The organism is Scandinavium sp. (assembly GCF_036271055.1).
Taxonomy (GTDB): Bacteria; Pseudomonadota; Gammaproteobacteria; order Enterobacterales; family Enterobacteriaceae; genus Scandinavium.
Map to the genome: position 1 here is coordinate 51,645 of NZ_DATBBJ010000053.1, position 21,684 is coordinate 73,328.

19 protein-coding genes are annotated in these 21,684 nt (G+C 54.5%); 12 read left to right on the plus strand and 7 right to left on the minus strand.

Annotation, left to right across the window (positions count from 1 at the left end; all coding sequences use genetic code 11):
* Window positions 1–36: 36 nt before the first annotated feature.
* The 8 genes from VH187_RS07185 to nanK all read left to right on the plus strand — a co-directional run bounded on the left by VH187_RS07185 (window position 37) and on the right by nanK (window position 6,475).
* Window positions 37–354 (plus strand): hypothetical protein, encoded by a 318-nt coding sequence (locus VH187_RS07185; RefSeq protein ID WP_329700785.1) that lies wholly within the window; start codon window positions 37–39, stop codon window positions 352–354.
* Window positions 299–937 carry a stringent starvation protein SspA gene (sspA, locus tag VH187_RS07190; protein ID WP_329700786.1) on the plus strand — a complete coding sequence of 213 codons (639 nt, stop codon included), beginning with the start codon at window positions 299–301 and terminating at the stop codon, window positions 935–937. The genes VH187_RS07185 and sspA overlap by 56 nt, the downstream gene beginning before the upstream one ends.
* A 4-nt stretch (window positions 938–941) precedes the next feature.
* Entirely contained in the window at window positions 942–1,436 is a 495-nt protein-coding gene (sspB, locus tag VH187_RS07195; RefSeq protein WP_329700787.1) for a ClpXP protease specificity-enhancing factor, read from the plus strand.
* A gap of 118 nt (window positions 1,437–1,554) precedes the next feature.
* Window positions 1,555–2,334 (plus strand): transcriptional regulator NanR, encoded by a 780-nt coding sequence (gene nanR / locus VH187_RS07200; protein ID WP_329700788.1) that lies wholly within the window; start codon window positions 1,555–1,557, stop codon window positions 2,332–2,334.
* A gap of 136 nt (window positions 2,335–2,470) precedes the next feature.
* A complete protein-coding gene (nanA, locus tag VH187_RS07205) occupies window positions 2,471–3,364 on the plus strand; it encodes an N-acetylneuraminate lyase (RefSeq protein WP_329700789.1) in 894 nt (297 codons plus the stop codon).
* A 64-nt stretch (window positions 3,365–3,428) separates the two neighbouring features.
* Entirely contained in the window at window positions 3,429–4,922 is a 1,494-nt protein-coding gene (locus tag VH187_RS07210; protein ID WP_329700790.1) for an MFS transporter, read from the plus strand.
* Entirely contained in the window at window positions 4,923–5,612 is a 690-nt protein-coding gene (locus VH187_RS07215; protein ID WP_329700791.1) for an N-acetylmannosamine-6-phosphate 2-epimerase, read from the plus strand.
* Window positions 5,609–6,475, plus strand: coding sequence for an N-acetylmannosamine kinase (gene nanK / locus VH187_RS07220; RefSeq protein ID WP_329700792.1), 867 nt, complete (start codon window positions 5,609–5,611; stop codon window positions 6,473–6,475). Before VH187_RS07215 ends, nanK begins: the two co-directional genes overlap by 4 nt.
* Before the next feature lie 46 nt (window positions 6,476–6,521).
* Here nanK and VH187_RS07225 read toward each other — a convergent pair whose 3' ends face one another.
* Both VH187_RS07225 and gltB read right to left on the minus strand, forming a co-directional pair.
* On the minus strand, window positions 6,522–7,940 hold the full coding sequence (locus VH187_RS07225; protein WP_329700793.1) for a glutamate synthase small subunit: 1,419 nt from the start codon (window positions 7,938–7,940) through the stop codon (window positions 6,522–6,524).
* Window positions 7,941–7,949: 9 nt separating this feature from the next.
* Window positions 7,950–12,410, minus strand: a complete 4,461-nt coding sequence (gltB, locus tag VH187_RS07230; protein WP_329700794.1) for a glutamate synthase large subunit — start codon at window positions 12,408–12,410, stop codon at window positions 7,950–7,952.
* A gap of 669 nt (window positions 12,411–13,079) precedes the next feature.
* Here gltB and mnmL point away from each other — a divergent pair.
* From mnmL to mtgA, 4 genes are all read left to right on the plus strand, one after another.
* Complete coding sequence (gene mnmL / locus VH187_RS07235; RefSeq protein ID WP_329700795.1) at window positions 13,080–14,009, plus strand: tRNA modification radical SAM protein MnmL/YtqA; 930 nt, start codon at window positions 13,080–13,082, stop codon at window positions 14,007–14,009.
* 185 nt (window positions 14,010–14,194) lie between these two features.
* Window positions 14,195–16,522, plus strand: coding sequence for an aerobic respiration two-component sensor histidine kinase ArcB (gene arcB, locus VH187_RS07240; RefSeq protein ID WP_329700796.1), 2,328 nt, complete (start codon window positions 14,195–14,197; stop codon window positions 16,520–16,522).
* Between the two features lie 237 nt (window positions 16,523–16,759).
* Complete coding sequence (gene elbB, locus VH187_RS07245) at window positions 16,760–17,413, plus strand: isoprenoid biosynthesis glyoxalase ElbB (protein ID WP_329700797.1); 654 nt, start codon at window positions 16,760–16,762, stop codon at window positions 17,411–17,413.
* Complete coding sequence (gene mtgA / locus VH187_RS07250; protein WP_329700798.1) at window positions 17,410–18,135, plus strand: monofunctional biosynthetic peptidoglycan transglycosylase; 726 nt, start codon at window positions 17,410–17,412, stop codon at window positions 18,133–18,135. Before elbB ends, mtgA begins: the two co-directional genes overlap by 4 nt.
* 59 nt (window positions 18,136–18,194) lie before the next feature.
* Here the strand turns inward: mtgA and npr are convergent, their stop codons facing one another.
* Genes npr through rpoN form a run of 5 tightly spaced genes read right to left on the minus strand, consistent with a single transcriptional unit; the run spans window position 18,195 to window position 21,644 of the window.
* Window positions 18,195–18,467: a PTS phosphocarrier protein NPr gene (gene npr / locus VH187_RS07255; RefSeq protein WP_110510588.1), complete on the minus strand. Its 273-nt coding sequence runs from the start codon at window positions 18,465–18,467 to the stop codon at window positions 18,195–18,197.
* Window positions 18,464–19,318 (minus strand): RNase adapter RapZ, encoded by an 855-nt coding sequence (gene rapZ, locus VH187_RS07260; RefSeq protein ID WP_329700799.1) that lies wholly within the window; start codon window positions 19,316–19,318, stop codon window positions 18,464–18,466. The genes npr and rapZ overlap by 4 nt, the downstream gene beginning before the upstream one ends.
* A 33-nt stretch (window positions 19,319–19,351) precedes the next feature.
* On the minus strand, window positions 19,352–19,843 hold the full coding sequence (gene ptsN, locus VH187_RS07265) for a PTS IIA-like nitrogen regulatory protein PtsN (RefSeq protein WP_329700800.1): 492 nt from the start codon (window positions 19,841–19,843) through the stop codon (window positions 19,352–19,354).
* A gap of 57 nt (window positions 19,844–19,900) precedes the next feature.
* Window positions 19,901–20,188, minus strand: coding sequence for a ribosome hibernation promoting factor (gene hpf, locus VH187_RS07270; protein ID WP_329700801.1), 288 nt, complete (start codon window positions 20,186–20,188; stop codon window positions 19,901–19,903).
* Window positions 20,189–20,210: 22 nt separating this feature from the next.
* Entirely contained in the window at window positions 20,211–21,644 is a 1,434-nt protein-coding gene (rpoN, locus tag VH187_RS07275; RefSeq protein WP_329700802.1) for an RNA polymerase factor sigma-54, read from the minus strand.
* Window positions 21,645–21,684 lie beyond the last annotated feature (40 nt).

Consider the following 21,684-nt stretch of genomic DNA (forward strand, 5'->3'; position numbering starts at 1 on the left):
ACAATTGGCGAAAAACCCGCTTCGGCGGGTTTTTTTATGGATAAAACCGGCGTTATCCACAAGCCCTGTCTCTCTTTTCACCCCTTTTTCAGCATTTCCAGAATCGCCTCACCACAAACCCTGCAAAATCTGGTAAACTATCATCCAAATTTCTGCCCAAATGCGGGCGATTGTTCATTTTTTGTTTTTGTTCTTGAACAGGAATGTCGTTCGACGCTTGCGGGACTCTACAAACTGACCGGTCACAATGTTGTGGCAGGTAGCAGTAAAAAAATTCTGAATATACCTGGAGGTTTTCATGGCTGTCGCTGCCAACAAACGTTCGGTAATGACGCTGTTTTCTGGTCCTACTGACATCTATAGCCATCAGGTCCGCATTGTGCTGGCTGAAAAGGGTGTCAGTTTTGAAATTGAGCTCGTGGAAAAGGACAATCCACCTCAGGATCTGATTGACCTCAACCCGAATCAAAGCGTTCCGACACTGGTAGATCGCGAGCTGACCCTTTGGGAATCTCGCATCATTATGGAATATCTGGATGAGCGTTTCCCTCATCCGCCGCTGATGCCGGTATATCCGGTTGCTCGCGGTGAAAGCCGTCTGTACATGCAGCGTATCGAGAAAGACTGGTACACGCTGATGCACACCGTGATGAACGGTTCTGCAGCGCAGGCTGATGCAGCCCGCAAACAGCTGCGTGAAGAGCTGCTGGCAATCGCACCGGTATTCACCCAGAAGCCGTACTTCCTGAGCGATGAGTTCAGCCTGGTTGATTGCTATCTGGCACCGCTGTTATGGCGTCTGCCGGTGATGGGCATCGAACTGGTCGGTGCGGGCTCTAAAGAGATGAAAGGGTATATGACTCGTGTCTTCGAGCGCGATTCTTTCCTCGCTTCCTTAACTGAACCTGAGCGCGAAATGCGCATGGGCCGGGGCTAACTGAATGGATGTGTCACAGCTGACACCACGCCGTCCTTATCTGCTGCGGGCATTCTATGAATGGCTGCTGGATAACCAGCTGACGCCGCATCTGGTTGTTGATGTGACGTTGCCAGGCGTTCGCGTACCGATGGAGTACGCGCGTGACGGTCAAATCGTTCTGAACATTGCACCGCGTGCGGTGGGCAATCTGGAGTTGTCGAACGACGACGTGCGCTTTAACGCGCGCTTTGGCGGCGTACCGCGTCAGGTTGAAGTTCCGCTGGCCGCCGTGCTGGCTATCTATGCCCGTGAAAACGGAGCAGGAACCATGTTCGAGCCGGAAGCGGCGTACGATGAGGACGGTGCCCACGTAAATGACGATATGGGTATCGGTGCTGAAAACGAAACTGTGATGTCGGTTATCGATGGCGATAAGCCAGACAGCGATGACGACAACGATCCAGACGATACGCCGCCACCGCGCGGTGGCCGTCCAGCGCTTCGCGTAGTGAAGTAACTCCAACAGGCCCTAAAAAGGGCCTGTTTTCATTTCTGCCCTCTTTTCGCCAGCCTGAAAATCCTGTGTTAATCTATGGATCCTCTGTCACTTACTGTCACTCGGCACTTAAATCGCTATGAACGCATTTGATCCTCAGGAAGAAGAGACGTCAGAAACCATTGGTCGCAGCCTGGGCCGTCGTCCACTGGCGCGCAAAAAGCTGTCGGAAATGGTGGAAGAAGAGCTGGAACAGATGATCCGTCGCCGTGAGTTTGCGGAAGGTGAGCCGTTGCCGTCTGAGCGTGAGTTGATGACATTCTTCAACGTGGGCCGTCCTTCGGTGCGTGAAGCGCTGGCGGCGCTCAAGCGTAAAGGCCTGGTACAGATTAATAACGGTGAACGCGCTCGCGTGTCGCGTCCTTCTGCCGATACCATCATCAGTGAACTCTCAGGTATGGCGAAAGATTTTCTCGCCCATCCCGGCGGTATCGCGCATTTCGAACAGCTACGCCTTTTCTTTGAATCAAGCCTGGTGCGTTACGCGGCGGAAAACGCCAGCGATGAACAAGTGGAAAGGCTCGTAAAAGCGCTGGAGATCAACAGCCAGTCGCTGGATGACAACGCGTTGTTTATCCGTTCTGACGTCGATTTTCATCGCGTTCTGGCGGAGATCCCCGGCAACCCTATCTTTATGGCTATCCACGTTGCGCTGCTGGACTGGCTTATTGCCGCGCGTCCAAAAGTCGCAGACAAGGAACTGCATCAACACAACAGCGTCAGTTTCCAGGAACATATCGCGATCGTAGAGGCGATTCGTCGACGCGATCCCGAGGAAGCCGATCGTGCCCTGCAAACCCATCTGAACAGCGTTTCCGCCACCTGGCACGCTTTCGGCAAGCAAAAAAAGAAAAAATAAGCCCCCGATCCTGATGATCGTTTAGTGAAGCAGATCGCAAGATAAGCTTTCCCTATTCGCTGACGCATAAATGAGCTGGTATAACAGGTATAAAGGTATATCGTTAATGTCACATCACTCAGACTAAGAGGTCGCTATGTCAGCCAATTTACGTGGAGTTATGGCCGCGCTGTTAACCCCGTTCACCCGTCAGCAACAGCTGGATGAACAGAGCCTGCGTCGCCTGGTACGTTTCAATATTCGTCAGGGAATCGATGGGCTGTATGTCGGCGGCTCGACCGGGGAAGCATTTGTGCAGTCCGGGGCAGAACGCCAGCAGGTGCTCGAAATTGTGGCGGATGAAGCGAAAGGTCAGATCAAACTGATTGCGCATGTTGGCTGTGTCAGTACTGTGGAAAGCCAGCAGTTGGCGCAGGCGGCGAAGCGTTACGGCTACGATGCCGTCTCGGCGGTTACACCGTTCTACTACCCGTTCAGCTTCGAAGAACATTGCGATCACTACCGCGCGATCATTGATTCGGCGGAAGGTCTGCCGATGGTGGTCTACAACATTCCGGCGCTGAGTGGGGTGAAGTTAAGCCTCGACCAGATCAACACGCTGGTGACACTGCCGGGCGTCGGGGCGTTGAAACAAACCTCCGGCGATCTCTTCCAGATGGAACAGATCCGTCGCGCGCATCCGGATCTGGTGCTCTATAACGGTTATGACGAGATCTTCGCTTCTGGCCTGATTGCGGGCGCTGACGGCGGGATCGGTAGCACATACAACATTATGGGCTGGCGTTATCAGAACATCGTCAGCGCGCTGAAAGCAGGCGATGTCGCACAGGCACAACAGCTGCAAAGCGAGTGCAACAAGGCAATCGATCTGCTGATTCAGGCCGGTGTGTTCCGTGGGCTGAAAACGGTCCTGCACTACATGGACGTCGTGGACGTGCCGCTGTGTCGTAAACCGTTCGCTCCGGTGGATGAAAAATTCCAGCCTGCGCTCAAAGCACTGGCTGAGAAGTTAATGGCAGAAATGCGCTGATGTGCAATCTGTAGCCCGGTAGGCCAAACGCCGCCGGGCAACACAACGATGTCGGGAGAGTAAAATGAGTACGACTACCCAAAGCATCCCGTGGTATCGCCATCTCGACCGGGCACAATGGCGAGCGTTTTCCGCAGCGTGGCTCGGCTATCTGTTGGATGGTTTTGATTTTGTGTTGATGGCGCTGGTGTTAACCGAAGTACAAAGCGAATTTGGCCTGAACACCGTACAGGCCGCGAGCCTGATTTCTGCTGCTTTCATCTCCCGCTGGTTTGGCGGTTTGATGCTGGGGGCGATGGGCGATCGTTATGGTCGCCGTCTGGCGATGGTCACCAGTATCGTGTTGTTTTCGATAGGTACATTGGCTTGTGGCCTGGCTCCTGGATTCACGACGCTGTTTATTGCACGTCTGGTGATCGGGATGGGCATGGCGGGTGAATACGGTTCCAGCGCAACCTATGTGATTGAAAGCTGGCCGAAGCAACTGCGTAACAAAGCCAGCGGCTTTTTGATTTCGGGCTTCTCGGTGGGCGCGGTGATTGCGGCGCAAATTTACAGCGCTGTTGTGCCGATTTGGGGCTGGCGCGCGCTGTTTTTCATCGGCATTTTCCCGATTATGTTCGCGCTGTGGCTGCGCAAAAACATCCCGGAAGCGGAAGACTGGAAACAAAAGCACGCCGGGAAAGCGCCGGTTCGCACCATGGTCGACATTCTGTATCGCGGCGATCATCGCATCCTCAACATTTTCCTCACGGTGGTTGCGGCGACATCGCTGTGGTTCTGTTTCTCCGGCGAGCTGCGTAACGCGGGCATGATCCTGTTATTAGGTCTGCTGAGTGCCATCATCTTTATCAGTTTTATGGTGCAGAGCAGCGGCAAACGCTGGCCGACCGGCGTGATGCTGATGGTTGTGGTGCTGTTCGCCTTTCTCTACTCCTGGCCGATTCAGGCGCTGTTGCCGACCTATCTGAAAACGGAACTCTTATACGATCATTCGACCGTTGCCCGGGTGCTGTTTTTCAGCGGCTTTGGCGCGGCGGTTGGTTGCTGTGTCGGCGGTTTTCTTGGTGACTGGCTCGGTACGCGCAAGGCTTACGTCTGGAGTTTGCTGGCCTCGCAATTATTGATAATTCCTGTGTTTGCGATCGGCGGCACCAACGTCTGGGTGCTTGGGCTGTTACTCTTTTTCCAGCAAATGCTGGGGCAGGGGATCTCCGGGATCTTGCCGAAACTGATCGGCGGATATTTCGATACAGATCAACGCGCTGCCGGGCTGGGCTTCACTTATAACGTCGGTGCGCTTGGCGGTGCGATAGCGCCAGTGCTCGGCGCACTGATCGCGCAGAAGCTGGATCTGGGCACCGCGCTGGGATCGCTCTCTTTTGGTCTGACGTTTGTGGTGGTCCTATTGATTGGTCTGGATATGCCCACCCGCGTACAGCGCTGGATCCGTCCGGAAGCCCTGCGTACTCACGATGCCATCGACGGCAAACCGTTCAGCGGTGCAGTGTCTTTGCGTGGTGGTAAAAGTAGTCAGATAAAAAATCAGGGAGTCTGAATGTCGTTACTTGCACAACTGGAGTCAAAAATTCGCAGCAACGGTGGGCTGATTGTGTCCTGTCAGCCTGTACCGGGCAGCCCGCTGGATAAGCCAGAGATTGTGGCGGCAATGGCGCTGGCGGCAGAACAGGCCGGTGCGGTGGCGCTACGCATCGAAGGAGTCGAAAATTTGCAGGCCACACGCGCGGCGGTGACGATCCCGATTATCGGCATTATCAAGCGTGATCTCCCTGATTCACCCGTTCGGATCACGCCGTTCCTGGATGATGTGGACGCGCTTGCCGCAGCGGGAGCCAGCATTATTGCCTTTGATGGTACGGATCGCGTCAGGCCTGAGTCGGTCAAAGCGCTGCTGGCGCGCATTCATCATCATCAATTGCTGGCAATGGCCGATTGTTCGTCGCTTGAAGACGGATTGCATTGCCACCGCGCAGGTGCGGAGATTATCGGTTCTACGTTGTCAGGCTATCTTGGCGGCACGGTTCCGGATGCGCCGGATTTGGCGCTGGTTTCTGCGCTTAACGAAGCGGGCTGTCGGGTAATTGCCGAAGGACGTTATAACTCGCCAGAACTGGCGGCGAAAGGGATGCAGCACGGCGCGTGGGCGGTGACGGTGGGTTCCGCGATTACCCGGCTGGAATATATTTGCCAGTGGTATCGCGATGCATTACATGAGGCTGCGCGATGAACGTGTTGGCACTGGATATCGGTGGCACCAAACTGGCAGCAGCGCTGGTCGATAACGATCTCCGCATTATCGAGCGTCATGAATGCCCCACGCCTGCCAGCCAAACGCCACAGGCGCTGACGGCAAGCCTTGAGGCGCTGCTTTCGCCGCTGGCAGATCGAGCACAGCGCGTGGCGGTGGCATCCACCGGGATTATTCATCAGGGCGTCTTAACGGCGATCAACCCGGCCAATCTCGGGGGACTGGAGCATTTTCCGTTGCAAGAAACGGTTTCCCGTATCACCCATTTGCCTTGTCTGGCGCTGAACGATGCGCAAGCGGCGGCGTGGGCTGAATATCAGGCGCTGGAAGACGACATAACCGACATGGCCTTTATTACTGTGTCGACGGGCGTGGGCGGTGGCATTGTCAGCGGAGGTCGGTTGATGATGGGGGATGGCGGTTTAGCGGGGCATTTCGGACATACGCTTGCCGATCCTGATGGACCACGCTGCGGTTGCGGGCGTATTGGCTGCGTAGAAGCCATTGCCTCCGGACGAGGAATTGCTGCTGCGGCGCAGAGTGCACTGGCCGGGCTGGACGCGAAAGCGATATTCACCAAAGCGCGGGAAGGTGATGTGCAGGCGCAAAGTCTGGTGCAACGATCTGCGCGAGTGCTGGCAAGCATGATTGCGGATGTGAAAGCGGTGACGGACTGTCAGCGGGTCGTCATCGGCGGTAGCGTTGGGCTGGCGGTTGGGTATTTAGAGCAGGTCACAGGATACCTGGCGCAGGAACCGAAAGCGTACCAGGTAATGTTGAAAGCGGCGCATTATCGCCACGATGCCGGACTGTTAGGCGCGGCAATGCTGGTACAGAAATAAAAAAACCGGGCGAAGCTTACGCTTGCCCGGCTTGCTTTTCACAGGCCTACACTTCCAGATAGTTCATGATGCCTTCTGCCGCTTTACGGCCTTCAGCAATCGCGGTCACCACCAGGTCCGAACCACGCACGATGTCGCCACCGGCAAAGATTTTCGGGTTGCTGGTCTGGAAGGCGTTTTCATTGCCTTCTGGCGCAATGACGCGGCCCTGAGAATCCAGCTCGACGCTGTGCTTGGCCAGCCATTCCATGCTGTGCGGACGGAAACCAAATGCCATCACAACCGCATCGGCAGGGACAACGTGCTCGGAACCGGCCACAATTTCTGCACGACGACGGCCTTTGGCATCCGGTGCGCCCATTTCGGTGCGCGCCATTTTCACGCCACTCACTTTACCGTTAGCGTTCACTTCCACGCCCAGCGGTTGCACGTTGAACTGGAACTCCACGCCTTCTTCACGCGCGTTTTTCACTTCACGGCGGGAACCCGGCATGTTCTCTTCGTCACGGCGATAAGCACAGGTGACGTGCGTTGCGCCCTGACGAATCGAGGTGCGCACGCAGTCCATCGCGGTGTCACCACCGCCGAGAACCACAACGCGTTTGCCTTCCATATTCACGAACGGTTCTTCTGGCGATTCGCCGTAGCCCATCAGTTGCTTGGTGTTGGCAATCAGGAACGGCAGTGCGTCATACACACCGTCCGCTTCTTCATTTTCCAGACCGCCTTTCATCGACTGATAGGTGCCGACGCCGAGGAATACTGAGTCATACTCGCTCAGCAGGTCGTCGATTTGCACGTCACGGCCCACTTCAATGTTGAGTTTGAACTCGATACCCATGTCGGTGAAGATTTCACGGCGACGTGTCATCACTTCTTTTTCCAGCTTAAAGGCCGGAATGCCGAAGGTCAGCAGGCCACCGATTTCCGGATGACGATCGAAGACCACGGCTTTGACGCCGTTACGGGTCAGCACGTCAGCACAGGCAAGGCCCGCCGGACCCGCACCGATAATCGCTACGCGTTTGCCGGTTTGTTTCACGCCGGTTAAGTCCGGACGCCAGCCCATTTCGAACGCTTTATCGTTGATATAGCGCTCGATGTTGCCGATGGTCACTGCACCAAATTCGTCGTTCAGCGTACAGGAGCCTTCGCACAGACGGTCCTGCGGACACACACGGCCGCACACTTCCGGCAGGGTGTTGGTCTGATGCGACAATTCAGCGGCTTCAAAAATACGGCCCTCGTTGGCGAGTTTCAGCCAGTTTGGGATGTAGTTATGAACCGGGCATTTCCACTCGCAGTACGGGTTACCGCAGGACAGGCAGCGGTCTGCCTGTGCTTTGGCCTGGCCTTCAGAGAAGGTCTCGTAGATCTCAACAAATTCAATTTTACGGATCTTCAGCGGTTTCTTTGGCGGATCAACGCGCTGCAGGTCGATAAACTGATAAACATTCTGACTCATCGATTTTCCTTACTGCGCCTGCACACGCAATTCAGCGGCGCTACGACTACGGTGACCCAACAGTGCTTTGACATCGCTGGACTTCGGTTTAACCAGGGCGAATTTCGCAGAGAACGCCGGCCAGTTGGCGAGGATCTCTTCGCCGCGCGAAGAACCGGTGAGCTGTACATGTTCGGTAATCAGCCCGCGCAGATGTTCTTCGTGAATAGCCAGAGAATCTACGTCCAGCACTTCGACCAGTTCCGGGTTCACACGTTTGCGGAAATCACCGTCTTCATCCAGCACGTAGGCGAAGCCGCCGGTCATGCCCGCGCCAAAGTTGACGCCGGTTTTACCGAGGACACAAACGATGCCGCCCGTCATGTATTCACAGCCGTTATCGCCAATGCCTTCAACCACGGTGATGGCACCGGAGTTACGCACTGCGAAACGTTCACCCGCACGGCCTGCCGCGTACAGACGACCGCCGGTCGCGCCGTACAGGCAGGTGTTGCCGATGATGCTGGCTTCGTGACTGCGGAAGGCGGAACCGACCGGAGGACGAATCGCCAGCAGACCGCCTGCCATGCCTTTACCGACGTAGTCGTTGGCATCGCCAGTCAGGTGCAGTTCAACGCCGCCTGCGTTCCACACGCCGAAGCTTTGGCCTGCGGTGCCGCTGAAGTGCGCTTTAATCGGATCAGAGGCCAGACCCTGGTCGCCATGCGTTTGGGCGATATAGCCCGACAGCGTTGCGCCCACGGAACGGTCGGTATTGCGAATATCGAACCAGAACGTTTTGCTCTGCTTGTCGTCGACAAACGGTTTCGCCTGCTGCAACAGCTGCGCGTTGAGGACCCCATTATCAAACGGCGGGTTCTTCTCGGTGCAGTGCAGCGCTTTGCCTGGATGCGGCTCGGCGGTTTCCAGCAGTTTCGACAGGTCCAGTTTCTGCTGTTTGGCGGTGAAACCATCCAGTTCTTTCAGCAGATCGGTGCGACCAATCAAATCCACCAGACGCCTCACACCAAGTTGCGCCATCAGCTCGCGGGTTTCGCGGGCGATGAATTCAAAGTAGTTCGTCACTTTGAACGGCAGACCGTGGTAGTGGTTTTTACGCAGTTTTTCGTCCTGAGTGGCTACGCCCGTTGCGCAGTTATTCAGGTGACAAATTCGCAGATATTTACAGCCCAGCGCGACCATTGGGCCGGTGCCGAAGCCGAAGCTTTCCGCGCCGAGAATTGCGGCTTTGATGATGTCGAGTCCGGTTTTCAGACCGCCATCCACCTGCAAACGGATTTTATGACGCAGGCCGTTAGCAACCAGCGCCTGTTGGGTTTCCACCAGGCCAAGCTCCCACGGGCAGCCCGCGTATTTCACGGAAGAGAGTGGGCTTGCGCCTGTCCCGCCGTCATAACCCGCGATGGTGATCAGGTCCGCATAGGCTTTCGCCACCCCGGTGGCGATGGTGCCGACGCCCGGTTCGGAAACCAGCTTCACGGAGATCAACGCTTTCGGGTTGACCTGTTTCAGGTCGAAAATCAACTGCGCCAGATCCTCGATAGAATAAATATCGTGGTGCGGAGGCGGAGAAATCAGGGTCACACCCGGCACGGAATAACGCAGTTTGGCGATATACGGCGTGACTTTATCACCCGGTAACTGACCGCCTTCACCCGGTTTCGCACCTTGCGCGACTTTAATCTGAATCACATCGGCGTTAACCAGATACGCAGGCGTAACGCCAAAGCGACCGGAAGCCACCTGCTTAATGCGCGACACTTTGTTGGTGCCGTAGCGCGCCGGGTCTTCGCCGCCTTCGCCGGAGTTCGAGTTACCGCCGATGCTGTTCATTGCTTCGGCCAGCGCTTCGTGAGCTTCCGGGCTCAACGCTCCAATCGACATGGCTGCGGTGTCGAAACGTTTGAACAGCTCGGTCGCCGGTTCAACGTCATGAATGCTGACCGCTTGAGTGCCTGGATTGATCGCCAGCAGGTCACGCAGTGTAGCTGCCGGACGCTCATTCACCAGCGCCGAGTACTGCTGGTAATCGCTGTATTCTCCGCTCTGAACGGCTTGCTGCAACGTGCGCACCACATCCGGGTTATAGGCGTGGTATTCGCCACCGTGTACGTATTTCAGCAGGCCACCCTGATCGAGCGGCTTACGTGCCAGCCAGGCACGCTTGGACAGATTCATCAGGTCTTGCTGGAAGTCGTCAAAGCCTGCGCCGCCGATACGGCTCACGACGCCATTGAAGCAGAGGTCTGACACATCATCGTGCAGGCCCACGGCTTCAAACAGTTTCGAACAGCGGTAAGAGGCGATAGTCGAGATGCCCATTTTGGACATGATTTTGTACAGGCCTTTGTTGATGCCGTTACGGTAGTTCAGCATCACATGACGGTAATCTTTTTCGATAGCTTTGCCGTCGACCAGTTTTGCCAGGGTTTCATAGGCAAGATACGGGTAGATAGCCGTCGCGCCGAAGCCCAGCAGCACCGCAAAGTGATGCGGATCGCGGGCGCTCGCGGTTTCAACAATGATGTTGGCATCACAGCGCAGGTTCTTATCTACCAGGCGTGTCTGAATCGCACCCACCGCCATCGGGGCCGGAACCGGCAGACGATTTTTGGCGATGTTACGGTCAGAAAGCACCAACAGCACCGTGCCGTTACGCACCATTTGTTCGGCTTTGTCACACAGCGCATTGACCGTATCTTCAAGGTTGGCTTCGGTGACGTCGAACGTAATGTCGAGCACATCGGCGCGGTAATACTCTTCCTTGATGGTGGTCAGCTGTTTGAAATCGGAGTACAGCAGGATCGGTGATTTGAAGCTCAGGCGGTGTGCCTGGCCTTCGGCTTCACAGAAGACGTTCATCTCACGACCGATGCTGGTGGCAAGCGACATCACGTGCGCTTCACGCAGCGGATCGATTGGCGGGTTGGTCACCTGCGCAAACTGCTGACGGAAGTAGTCGTAAATGATGCGTGGCTGGCTGGAAAGCACGGCAAACGGGGTATCGTCACCCATCGAACCGACCGCTTCCTGGCCGTTTTCACCCAGCACGCGGATCACGGAATCCAGTTCTTCTGCGCTGTAGTTAAACTGTTTCTGGTAGCTCGCGAGCATGTCATCGTCGAGCTCACGGCTGCCCACTTCTTCGTCCGGCAGATCTTCAAACGGCACCAGGCGACGCACGTTTTTCTCCATCCACTCTTTGTACGGGTGACGGATTTTCAGATCGTGATCGGTCTCAGCGGAATGCAGAATGCGACCCGCACGGGTGTCGATCACCATCAGCTCGCCAGGCCCAACGCGGCCTTTTTCGACGACTTCATCCGGCTGGTAATCCCAGATCCCGACTTCAGACGCACAGGTGATGAGCTTATCTTTGGTGATGACGTAGCGAGCTGGGCGCAGACCGTTACGGTCAAGGTTACAGGCTGCGTAACGCCCATCGGACATGACGATGCCTGCCGGACCGTCCCACGGCTCCATGTGCATGGAGTTAAAGTCGAAGAACGCACGCAGATCGGTGTCCATGTCCGGGTTGTTCTGCCAGGCTGGCGGAACGAGCAGACGCATGGCGCGCACGATGTCCATTCCGCCTGCCAGCAGCAGTTCGAGCATGTTGTCCATCGAGCTTGAGTCAGAACCGGTTTCGTTGACGAATGGCGCAGCGTCATGCAGATCAGGGATCAGCGGGGTCTGGAATTTATACGTACGCGCGCGTGCCCACTGACGGTTACCGGTAATGGTGTTGATTTCGCCGTTGTGTGCCAGATAGCGGAACGGCTGGGCAAGCGGCCAACGCGGTACGGTATTGGTAGAGAAGCGCTGGTGAAACAGGCAAATGGCCGATTCCAGACGCAGGTCCGCCAGGTCCAGGTAGAAGCGCGGCAAATCCGCCGGCATACACAGACCTTTGTAGATATTGACCAGGTTCGACAGGCTACAGACATAGAAGTCTTTGTCTTCCTGCAAACGCTTTTCGATGCGACGACGGGCGATGAACAGGCGGCGTTCCATATCGCGCGGACGCCAGCCAGCCGGGGCGTTAACGAAAATTTGTTCGATACGAGGCAGCGAGGAGAGGGCGATTTCACCGAGCACCCCTTCGTTGGTTGGCACGTCGCGCCAGCCTACAATCGACAGGGTTTCGCGCTGAAGTTCTTCTTCAACGACACGACGCGAAGCCGCAGCGAGCTCCGCGTCTTTATTCAGGAATAGCATGCCGACGGCGTAGTTTTTCGCTAAACGCCAGCCGTGATCTTCAGCCACAAGGCGGAAGAAGCGATCCGGTTTTTGCAGCAGCAGGCCACAACCGTCGCCGGTTTTACCATCGGCGAGGATCGCTCCACGGTGCTGCATTCGGGCCAGTGCGTGAATAGCGGTACGCACTACCTTGTGGCTAGGTTCGCCTTCTATGTGGGCGATCAGGCCGAAACCACAGTTATCCCTCTCAAGGGATTTATCGTACAACATATCAGGAACCTCCCCAGGCTCTACGGGACTCACTCCTGACCGTTGCGCGCAGGCGCAGAAAGAGCAGGCGGCGGGCACAGGCCTCGCATTCGCCCTCTCAACATCCTTTCGCACAGGTCAAACAAGTATTGCGGACTTGCTTCAGAGGGAAATCTTAATTACTGCATAAATATGATGAGCAGGCCGCTCATCGAGAAAGCTTCCAGCGGATCCTCAAGTTATCGGGAATCCGCACACAGGTCAAATGGCAATCTTATTTATACAAAAATGTGCTATACGATGCTTAACATCATGATTGTTATTGTTATTTATGCTTTTTAACAACGCATTTCACCCCAGCGAACCGGCTGTTGAATGTGATCTCTCTCACTATCTGCGAACGCTAATATGGCGGATCTGTGCTGAATGGCGTTTTTATCACAGAATATTGTTCTGTCGTGTGAGGCTAACACCCCTGATGACACTGTTTTTCATCTGCTACAGCAATAGTGGAAAATCGGGGTATGACATAAGGAAAAGTAATCACCTGACAGGTGAATGAAATTGCAGTAATGCTGATTGTTTATGCAATAGGTGTGAGGGCTCGGAGGCGTTTGATCCAGGTCATCGCCGAAAGAGACTAAAAATGGCAGGCTTTGCACCTCTTCGAAAGGCGCGGTCTATCAGATTATGCAGTTACAGAAATTAGTCAATATGTTTGGTGGGGATCTTGCTCGTCGCTATGGCGAAAAGGTTCATAAGCTGACGCTTCACGGCGGCTTTAGCTGCCCGAACCGCGATGGCACCATCGGGCGCGGGGGCTGCACTTTCTGTAACGTGGCGTCATTTGCCGATGAAACGCAACAACACCGTTCGATTGCCGAACAGCTTGCGCATCAGGCGCATCTCGTGAACCGGGCCAAACGCTATCTGGCTTATTTTCAGGCGTATACCAGTACTTTTGCGGAAGTGCAGCTCCTGCGTTCGATGTACCAACAGGCGGTGAGTCAGGCGAATATTGTCGGATTATGCGTGGGCACGCGCCCGGACTGCGTGCCGGAAGCGGTGCTGGATTTACTCAGTGAATATAAAGATCAGGGCTACGAAGTGTGGCTGGAACTCGGTTTACAGAGCGCGCAGGATAAAACGCTGCATCGTATTAATCGCGGCCATGATTTTGCCTGTTATCAGGCCACCACTCGCCTGGCGCGTGAACGTGGCCTGAAAGTATGCACTCATTTGATTGTAGGCCTGCCGGGTGAAACGAAAACGGATTGCCTGCAAACGCTGGAGCAAGTGGTGGATACCGGCGTGGATGGCATCAAGCTTCACCCGCTGCATATCGTCAAGGGCAGTATCATGGCAAAGGCATGGGAAGCAGGACGATTGAATGGCATCGAACTGGATGAGTATGCGCAAATTGCAGGTGAGATGATCCGCCATACGCCACCGGAGGTGATTTACCATCGTATTTCCGCTAACGCCCGCCGTCCGACTCTGCTTGCACCGCTGTGGTGTGAGAACCGCTGGACCGGGATGGTTGAGCTCGATCGCTATCTGAATGAACATGGCGTGCAGGGTTCGGCGCTTGGGCGGAATTGGGTTTCTCCTTTGCCATAAAAGCAGTTGTCGGGTGGCGGCTCACGCCTTACCCGACCTACAAAGGCACGTAGGCCCGTGCCAGCGCAGTGCCGCCGGGCGTTCATGGCCATTTGCAGCAGCTTACCCCGCATTTTTCGCACAACCTTCAACGCGTTGCTCAGAATTGGGTATTATTGAGCGATGTTGTGGTGAAGGAAATCCCTATGAAGCAAATTCGAATGCTTGCGCAGTACTACGTCGACTTGATGATGAAGCTCGGCCTGGTTCGCTTCTCGCTGCTGTTGGCGCTGGCGCTGGTGGTGTTAGCCATCGTGGTGCAGATGGCCGTGACCATGGTGCTACACGGTCAGGTTGAGAGTATTGATGTTATCCGTTCTATCTTCTTTGGGCTGTTGATCACCCCGTGGGCGGTCTATTTTCTCTCGGTGGTGGTGGAACAACTGGAAGAGTCACGCCAGCGCCTGACGCGGGTGGTCGAAAAACTCGAAGAGATGCGTGACCGCGATTTAAAGCTCAACGTGCAACTGAAAGACAACATCGCGCAACTGAATCAGGAAATCAGCGATCGCGAAAAGGCAGAAGCCGAGCGCCAGACCACGCTGGAACAGTTAAAAATCGAAATGAAAGAGCGCGAGCAGACGCAAATTCAGCTCGAACAGCAATCCTCTTTCCTGCGTTCCTTCCTCGACGCCTCACCGGATCTGGTTTTCTACCGCAACGAAGATAAAGAATTCTCCGGCTGTAACCGGGCGATGGAGTTGCTGACCGGCAAAAGCGAAAAACAGCTGATTCATCTCAAACCGCTCGATGTCTATTCCCCGGAAGCGGCGGCGAAAGTGCTCGAAACCGATGAGAAGGTTTTCCGCCACAACGTTTCCCTCACCTACGAGCAGTGGCTTGATTATCCTGATGGACGCAAAGCCTGTTTCGAAATCCGGAAAGTGCCTTATTACGACCGCGTGGGTAAGCGTCATGGCCTGATGGGTTTTGGTCGCGACATTACCGAGCGCAAGCGCTATCAGGATGCTCTTGAACGTGCCAGTAGGGATAAGACCACTTTCATTTCTACTATCAGTCATGAGCTGCGTACGCCGCTGAACGGCATCGTCGGCCTGAGCCGTATTTTGCTGGATACCGAATTAACCAGCGAGCAGGAAAAATACCTGAAAACGATCCATGTGTCGGCGGTGACGCTGGGTAATATCTTCAATGATATTATCGACATGGATAAGATGGAGCGTCGTAAAGTTCAGTTGGATAATCAGCCGATCGACTTCACCGGCTTCCTGGCCGATCTTGAGAACCTTTCAGGCCTGCAGGCGCAGCAAAAAGGGCTGCGTTTCATCATGGACCCGACGCTGCCGTTGCCGCATAAAGTCATCACCGACGGCACGCGTCTGCGGCAAATCCTGTGGAACCTCATCAGCAATGCGGTCAAATTTACCCAGAAGGGCAATGTCTCGGTTCGTGTGCGTTACGACGCTGGCGATATGCTGCGCTTTGAAGTGGAAGACTCCGGGATCGGCATTCCGCAAGAAGAGCAGGATAAAATTTTCGCCATGTATTATCAGGTGAAAGACAGCCAGGGCGGCAAACCGGCGACAGGGACTGGCATTGGCCTCGCCGTTTCGCGCCGTCTGGCGAAAAGCATGGGCGGCGATATCACCGTTGCCAGCCAGCCGGGCAGCGGTTCTACCTTTACATTGACCGTTCACGCCCCTGCGGTGGCGGAACAAGTGGAAGATACCCTCGACGACGACGATATGCCGCTGCCAGCGTTACATGTGCTGCTGGTGGAAGACATCGAACTCAACGTCATAGTGGCGCGCTCAGTGCTGGAGAAACTCGGCAACAGCGTGGATGTGGCAATGACCGGCACCGCCGCGCTGGAGATGTTCTCTCCGGCCGAATACGACCTGGTGTTGCTGGACATTCAATTGCCGGACATGACCGGGCTGGATATTTCCCGTGAGTTAAAACAGCGCTATCACGCTGATGAGCTGCCGCCGCTGGTGGCGTTGACCGCCAACGTGCTGAAAGATAAAAAAGAGTATCTCGATGCCGGGATGGACGACGTGCTAAGCAAGCCGCTGGCGGTTCCGGCATTGACCGCGATGATCCAAAAATTCTGGGATACCCCTGACGACGAGGAGAACCACGTGACCACGACCGACAGCAGTAAATCAAGCAGCGTGCTGGATACCGAGATGCTTCAGCAATATATCGAACTGGTGGGGCCTAAGCTGATTACCGACGGGCTGGCGGTATTCGAGAAGATGATGCCGGGCTATCTGGCTGTGCTGGAATCTAATCTGACCGCGCGTGACCAGAAAGGCATTGTCGAAGAAGGGCATAAAATTAAAGGTGCTGCGGGGTCGATTGGTTTACGTCACATTCAGCAACTGGGTCAGCAGATCCAGACGCCCGATCTTCCAGCGTGGTGGGATAACGTGGGTGAATGGGTTGAAGAGATGAAAGCCGAATGGCAGCAAGATGTCGCGACCCTGAAAGCTTGGGTGGCGAGCCGATAAAAATGACCCCGGTCAAGCCGGGGTGCGCGAATACTGCGCCAACACCAGGGAAAACGTGGCTGCGCCTTAGAATTTTAATTGTATTGAACAGGCGCTGCCTGAGAATTCGGGCTGCACGTTCATTAAGATAGCAAAACTTATAATATTTGTTACGTAAATCAGTAAAATGTGTGAAGCACCGCGATTAAATCAAAATAATTGATGATGTTCAGACAGTTGCAACGAAGGAAGCGTGTGATGAAAAATATTGGCGTAGTGCTGAGCGGCTGTGGCGTCTATGACGGCAGCGAAATTCATGAAGCGGTAATTACACTGCTGGCGATTGCCCGTAGTGGCGCGCAGGCAGTCTGTTTTGCGCCGGATAAAAGCCAGTCAGATGTTATCAATCATCTGGCTGGTGAACCGCAAGGCGGTGAGCGCAACGTGCTGCTGGAAGCGGCCCGTATTACGCGCGGTGAGATCCAACCGCTGGTAAATGCGCGTGCAGAAGATCTTGATGCACTGATTGTGCCCGGCGGGTTTGGGGCGGCAAAGAACCTGAGTAATTTTGCCTCACAGGGAAGCCAGTGTTCGGTGGATGCCGATTTAACCGCGCTGACGCAGGCAATGCATCAGGCAGGTAAGCCCTTAGGTTTTATGTGCATTGCTCCGGCAATGTTGCCAAAGATTTTTGATTTTCCGCTGCGTCTCACTATCGGCACTGATATCGACACTGCTGAAATACTGGAAGAGATGGGCGCAGAACATGTGCCATGCCCGGTGGATGACATTGTGGTCGATGAAGACCATAAAGTGGTGACAACGCCTGCGTATATGCTGGCGCAGAATATTGCCGAAGCAGCGACCGGCATTGAGAAGCTGGTGGCGCGCGTGCTGGTGCTGTGCGAATGAGTCGGCGTCGATCCCCCATGGCCTGGCTGAAACACATTTTACTGCGAGTGTTGCTGGTCATGGCCGTATTTTGGGGCGGCGGAATTGCTGTGTTCAGCGTATTGCCCGTGCCCTTTTCCGCAGTGATGGTTGAACGTCAGTTGGGTGCCATTTTCAGCGGTAATTTTCACTATCTCGCCCATTCCGATTGGGTAAGTATGGATGAGATGACGCCGTGGATGGGGCTGGCGGTGATCGCCTCTGAGGACCAGAAATTCCCGGATCACTGGGGATTTGATGTCTCTGCGATTGAAAAAGCGCTGGCGCATAACGAGCGTAACGAAAGCCGGATCCGTGGCGCGTCGACGTTGTCACAGCAAACGGCAAAAAATCTGTTTCTGTGGGATGGACGCAGTTGGGTGCGCAAAGGGCTGGAAGCGGGTTTGACGGTAGGAATTGAAACCGTCTGGAGCAAAAAACGCATTCTGACGGTCTACCTGAACATTGCTGAGTTCGGAGAAGGCGTGTTTGGGGTGGAAGCCGCCTCACAGCGCTATTTCCATAAACCGGCCAGTAAAATGACGATGTCGGAAGCGGCGTTACTCGCCGCCGTTCTGCCAAACCCAATTCGATTCCGTGCAGATGCGCCGTCTGGATATATTCGCAGCCGTCAGGCTTGGATTTTACGTCAGATGCGTCAGCTCGGTGGGGAAGGGTTTATGCGGGAAAATAAGCTGTATTAAGAAAAGGGCGAGCGTTTTTAGGGCGGGGAAGCCGTAGCGCTACCCGCCAAAACACCGAATCAGTCTTCGTCAAACCCGGCGTTAAACAACGCAATCACAGCCGCTAGTGCTTCCGTTTCTTGCGGGCCGCTGGCTTCAATTTCAATCTGTCGGCCTTTGGCAGAATCCAGCATCAGCAGCGCAATCACGCTGCTGGCTTCCGCTTCGGTGCCTTCATCATTGCGAAGCCACACTTCGGCGTCATAATTCTGCACCAGTTCAAACAGCTTCATCGCCGGGCGCGCGTGCATGCCCAGTTTATTGGTTATCTCAACGGTGTGCTTTACGCTCATGTTTTACGTTTTTCCAGCGTCCGATGACGAGACTGAACGTTTTTCCCGCGTGAGCGGAAATAGTCAGCCAGCTGTTCGGCAATGTACACCGAACGATGTTTACCGCCCGTACACCCAATCGCAACCGTCAAATAGCTGCGGTTGTTGGTTTCCAGCATAGGTAACCATAGCTCAAGATAGCTGCGCGTCTGGTAGATAAAATTGTGTACTTCTGTGTGACGGTCGAGGAACGCGGCGACGGGTTTATCGAGGCCGGTCATTGGGCGCAGTTTCGGGTCCCAATGCGGGTTCGGCAGGAATCGCACGTCGAACACATAATCGGCATCAATCGGGATCCCGTGCTTAAAGCCAAAGGATTCGAACACCATGGTCAGTTCGCGTTCACGTTTGCCGAGTAGGCGCGTACGCAGCATTTCAGCCAGTTCGTGCACCGACATTTCGGAGGTGTCGACAATCAAATCCGCACGGGAACGCAACGGCTCCAGAAGATCGCTCTCCTGATCGATTGCGCTTTCCAGTGACAGATTCTTACTGGAAAGAGGATGCAGACGACGCGTATCGCTGTAACGACGGATCAGCGTGTTGCGATCGGCATCGAGGAATAGCAATTGCGGAGAGAAGGTGTCAGGCAAGTTTTCCATCGCCTGCTCAAAAATCTCCGGCGATTCTGGCATGTTACGCACGTCAATGCTGACCGCAGCAGATATCTGCCTGTCAGCAAGACTTTTCGCAAGCTCTGGCAAAAGCACGACGGGGAGGTTATCCACGCAGTAAAAGCCCATATCTTCCAGGGCGCGCAGAGCCACAGATTTCCCTGAGCCTGAGCGACCACTGACGATCATCAGTACCATGAGTCGTTTCTCCTTACGACAACCGGGCTACCGTCAGGCATCTTCATCGCCGCTCTCTTCACCGGTGATAATTTCATACAGTTCCTGATCGCTTTGCGCGCTGCGCAGACGGCGACAGATGGTTTTATCCGCCAGACGTTTTGCAACCAGCGACAGGGTATGCAAATGCGTTTTAGTCTGATCGGCAGGCACCAGCAGGGCGAACAGCAAGTCAACCGGCTGATTATCTATCGCGTCAAAGGCGATCGGTGTTTCGAGTCGCACAAACACGCCAACGGCGCGAAGCGTATCTTCTTCCAGCTTGCCATGTGGAATAGCAATGCCGTTACCGATACCGGTACTGCCCATTTTTTCACGGGTCAGGATCGCTTCAAAGACCACCTGTGGCGGGATGCTCAGCTGTTTAGCTGCCAGTTCGCTGATGATTTCCAGCGCACGTTTTTTACTCTGACAGTGAACCCCACTGCGGGTACATTCCTGGTTAAGGACAGTGCTCAGTTGCAGAGCTGAATCATTGTTCATCATAATTTCACCTGCGTGCCGCCTGAACCGAGGAGTCGGGTCAGGCGCACGGCCGGACAATTAGTGTTGTTTCAGTTTATCTTTATGTTTGTTCAGCTGTCTTGCAAGCTTATCGATAAGACCGTCTATTGCGGCGTACATATCCTGCCCTTCCGCACTGGCATGAATTTCGCCCCCATTAACATGCAGGGTGGCATCCGAGATATGAGTCACCTTCTCCACTTTTAACACAATATAGACCTGATTGATCTGTTCGAAAAACTGTTCGAGCTTAGCGAATTTGGTGTTCAAAAATTCGCGCAGGGCGTTGGTGATTTCGACATTGTGTCCGGTGATATTGAGCTGCATAGTGTCTTCCTTATCGGTTAAATCAGACCAGCTGTTTACGCTGGTTCGACGGCGGAATGGATAAAGACTCTCGGTACTTTGCAACGGTGCGGCGTGCCACCATGATACCCTGTTCGGACAGCATGGTGGTTAGCTTACTGTCACTCAGTGGTTTCGCGGGATTTTCCGCGGCAACTAACTTCTTCACCAGTGCGCGAATCGCCGTGGACGAGGCCTCGCCACCGCCTTCGGTGTTCACATGGCTGGAGAAGAAATACTTAAGCTCAAAAATGCCTCGTGGGCTGTGAAGATATTTCTGCGTAGTTACGCGTGAAATGGTGGATTCATGCATCTCAACGGCCTGTGCGATATCAGCCAGCACCATCGGTTTCATGAACTCTTCGCCCTGTTCAAAGAATGCTTGCTGCTGTTCAACGATGCAACGGCTTACACGCAACAACGTGTCATTGCGGCTTTCCAGGCTTTTAATCAGCCATTTTGCTTCCTGCAAGTTACTGCGAATAAACTGGCTATCGGCATCGTTACGCGTGTTATTGCACATCCCGGCGTAGTGCTGGTTGATCTGCAGGCGCGGGATGCTATCAGAATTGAGCTCAACCACCCAACGATTGCTGATCTTACGGACTAAAACATCCGGGATGACATATTCCGGCTCGCCAGTCTGGATCGATTGACCCGGACGGGGATCCAGTGATTGAATCAGCGTCACCGCTTCTTTCAGCACATCTTCTTTATAGCGTGTAACACGCATCAGGCTGCGGAAATCGTGATTTGCCAGCAGATCAAGATGATCGCTGATAATCGTTTTCGCTTCCGTGAGCCACGGCGTCTCTTTGGTAAACTGAGAAAGCTGGATCAACAGACAGTCACGCAGGTCTTTTGCTGCCACGCCGACAGGATCGAAGCGTTGGATGCGTTTCAGAACAGCTTCGACTTCATCCAGATCCAGTTCTTCATTTCCAATACTTTCCAGAATTTCTTCCAGAGAGGCAGTGAGATAACCCGTTTCATCGACGGCATCGACAATCGAAGTGGCAATCGCGCGATCGGTGTCCGAAAACGGCGTCAGCCCCACTTGCCACATCAGATAGTCCTGAAGAGACTGTGTGGTTTCACCCTGATAAACCGGTAATTCGTCGTCCTGATAGTCGTTGCCTGTGCCGGATGGCGTACCTGCGGTGTAGATTTCATCCCAACTGGCATCAAGCGGCAGCTCATCGGGCATCTCTTTTTGCTCGAGTGCGTCGACAGTATCAAACTCGTCTTTATCGGTTTCTTCCTGTGAATCAATTTCCTCGTGAAGATCGGTTTGCTCAAGCAGGGGGTTACTCTCCAGTGCTTGCTGAAGTTCCTGTTGCAGCTCGAGCGTTGAAAGCTGCAACAAGCGAATGGCCTGTTGCAGTTGCGGCGTCATGGCGAGCTGTTGGCTGAGCCTTAATTGCAAACCTTGCTTCATAATCAGGGCAAATTTCTCCGGCCAGAATGTCTGTACTCAC